General features: G+C 76.7%; 1 protein-coding gene. It reads left to right on the top strand.

From position 1 onward, the window contains the following. Nucleotides 1-2,326 (top strand): type I polyketide synthase (locus AOK23_RS40005; protein ID WP_157878298.1); only part of this gene is annotated, 2,326 nt, incomplete at both ends.

Genomic DNA, 2,326 nt, shown 5'->3' with positions numbered 1-2,326 from the left:
CGCCGCCGTCCTCGGCCGCGCCGTGGCCCACCCGGAACCCCGCCTCGCCCTCCGCGCGGGCACCCTCCACGCACCCCGCCTGGTGCCGCTCACCCGTGAACCGGCGCTCCTGCCCCCGCCCGGACCCGGAAACTGGGTCCTCGACCGCGCGGGCGACGGCGCCACCATCGACGACCTGGCCCTCGTCCCGGCCCCCGACAGCCTCCTGGATCCGCCTGCCCCGGGCCAGGTCCGGGTCGAGGTCCGCGCCTGCGGTGTGAACTTCCGGGACGTCGTCGTCGCCCTCGGCCTCGTCCCCGGGATGCGTGGCCTCGGCGGCGAACTCGCCGGTGTCGTCAGCGCCGTCGGCCCCGACGTGCCCGATCTCCGGCCCGGTGACCGGGTCCTCGGCCTCGGCCCCGCCTCGTTCGGCCCGGTCGCCGTCACCGACCACCGCTGGCTGGCCCCCATGCCCGACGACTGGACCTTCGAACAGGCCGCCGCCGTACCCATCGCCTACCTCACGGCGTACTACGGCCTCGTCGACCTCGCCGGTGTCCGCCCCGGCCAGAAGGTCCTCGTGCACGCCGGCGCCGGAGGCGTCGGCACCGCCGCCGTCCAGCTCGCCCGGCACCTCGGCGCCGACGTGTACGCCACCTCCAGCGCGGGGAAGCGGCACGTGCTGCGCGCCGCCGGGCTCGACGACGACCACACCGCCGACTCGCGCAGCCTCGGCTTCGCCGACCACTTCCGGCGGACCACCGGCGGGCAGGGCATGGACGTCGTCCTCGACTGCCTCGCCGGGGACTTCGTCGACGCGGGCCTCGGACTCCTGCCGCGCGGCGGCCACTTCCTGGAGATGGGCAAGACCGACATCCGCGACACGCAGGATGTGGCCGCGGCCCACCCCGGCGTCACCTACCAGGCGTACGACCTCCAGGAAGCGGCGCCCGACCGGATGCGCGAGATGCTCCGGGCGGTCCTCGGCCTCTTCGCGGAAGGAGCACTCACCCCGCCCCCGCTGACCGTGTGGGACATCCGTCGGGCCCGCGACGCGTTCCGGGCGCTGAGCCAGGCGAAACTCGTCGGCAAGGCGGTCCTCACCGTCCCCCGCACCCCCGACCCGGCGGGCACCTTCGTCGTCACCGGCGCGGGCGGCCACCTCGGCGGCCTCGTCGCCCGCCACCTCGTCACCCGCCACGGCGCCCGGCATCTGCTGCTGCTCGGCCGCCGCGGCCCCGCAGCCCCCGGCGCCGCGGAACTGGAGGCCGAACTGCGGGCGGCGGGCGCCGTCGACGTCACCACCCTCGCCTGCGACGTCGCCGACCGCGACGCCCTGCGCTCCGCCCTGGCCGGCCTGCCCGCCGACCGCCCCACCACGGCGATCGTCCACACCGCGGGCGTCCTCGACGACGGCATCGCCGCGGGCCTCACCGACGAGCAACTCCACCGCGTCCTGCTCCCCAAGGCCGACGCCGCCGCCCACCTCGACGCCGTCACCCGTGAACTCGGCCACGACCCGGCCGTGTTCGCCCTGTTCTCCTCCGCGTCCGGCTTCACCGGCAACCCCGGCCAGGCCAACTACGCCGCCGCGAACACCTGCCTCGACGCCCTCGCGGCCCGGCGCAGGGCCCGCGGGCTCCCCGCCGTCTCCCTGCTCTGGGGGGCCTGGGAACAGGCCGGCGACGGCATGACCGCCGGACTCGGCGACACCGAGCAGCGCCGCATGGCCCGGTCCGGGCTGCGGGCCCTCGGCACCGACCAGGGCCTCGCCCTGTTCGACACCGCCCTCGGCGTGGACGCCTCCGCCGTGGCACCGGTGCCGCTGGACATGGCCGCCCTGCGCGCACAGGCCGAGGCGGGCACCCTGCCCCCCGTCTTCCGCGCCCTGGTGCAGACCGCCGCCCTGCGGCGCGCGGCCGGCGCCGCCGCGGCCGAACCCGCCCTCGCCGAGCGGCTGGCCGCCCTGTCCGACACCGAGCGCGACCAAATGCTGCTCGACCTCGTCCACACCCACACCGCCACCGTCCTCGGACACGGCTCGCCGCAGTCCCTCGGCTCCCAGCGCACCTTCCGCGAACTCGGCTTCGACTCCCTCACCGCCGTCGAGCTGCGCAACAGCCTCGGCGCCGCCACCGGACTGCGGCTGCCCGCGACCCTCGTCTTCGACCACCCCACCCCCCAGGCGCTGGTGGCACTGCTGCGCGCCGAACTCGCCCCGCCGCAGGCGTCACCGGCACAGGAGGCCCTGACCCTCCTCGACGGTGTCCTGCGGCACCTCGGCGACGTCACCCCCGACGACCCGGACCGCAGGCAGCTCGACGAGCGGCTGCGGCTCCTGCTGGAG

The sequence above is a fragment of the Streptomyces torulosus genome (genome assembly GCF_001419765.1).
Lineage (GTDB): Bacteria > Actinomycetota > Actinomycetes > Streptomycetales > Streptomycetaceae > Streptomyces > Streptomyces torulosus.
This window is presented reverse-complemented; position numbering and strand designations above follow the sequence as displayed.